The organism is Vibrio sp. 811 (genome assembly GCF_033339195.1).
Map to the genome: position 1 here is coordinate 1 of NZ_JAWOUB010000642.1, position 596 is coordinate 596.

The window sequence follows — 596 nt, forward strand, 5'->3', positions numbered from 1 at the left end:
TGGCTATTTAGGTAAAGTCGGCGTACGTAAGTTTGGTGATGAGAAAGTATTACGCCAGTTAATCGGCCTGTTCAGCGTTGCTGCATTGCTGATTTTCATCGCTTCACAGTGGGAGCTCACGTCAATCTGGCCAATTCTTGCGCCATTCTGTTTGATTGCCGTTGCAAATGGTGCGCTTTACCCAATCGTCGTAAACCGCGCCCTAGCTAGTGCACACCAAAGCCCAGCGACAGCAGCAGGTCTACAGAACAGCCTGCAAATCTGTGTGAGCAGCTTATCGAGCGCATTAGTTGCTGCGATGGCAAGCCAAGCTCAAATGGTTACGGGCGTGGCAATCGTCATTTGTATGGGTGGTTTGTGGATGGGTTACATTCTGTCGAATCGTGAACTCTCTAAGCATTTCACTACACCTGACAACGCTCGCGTCGTCAGCGAAGATGAACTTTAAGTCTGTACTTCAGTCCATCCGATCATAATACGAGCCGCGTAAAGCGGCTCTTTTCATTTATAAACTTTTCAGTCCCCACTTCTGAGCAGTCTGCTTAAAGAAGCCTTGTGTTTTTTTTAACTCCACCCAGTGATTGATGTAGTTAATC

2 pseudogenes are annotated in these 596 nt (G+C 47.3%); one reads left to right on the top strand and one right to left on the bottom strand.

Annotated elements, in window-relative coordinates:
• Window positions 1-448 (top strand): annotated as a pseudogene (locus R7Q46_RS28575) (Bcr/CflA family multidrug efflux transporter); the annotation flags it as partial.
• 57 nt (window positions 449-505) lie between these two features.
• On the opposite strand, the pseudogene R7Q46_RS28580 reads toward R7Q46_RS28575, so the two are convergent.
• Window positions 506-596 (bottom strand): annotated as a pseudogene (locus R7Q46_RS28580) (amino acid ABC transporter substrate-binding protein); the annotation flags it as partial.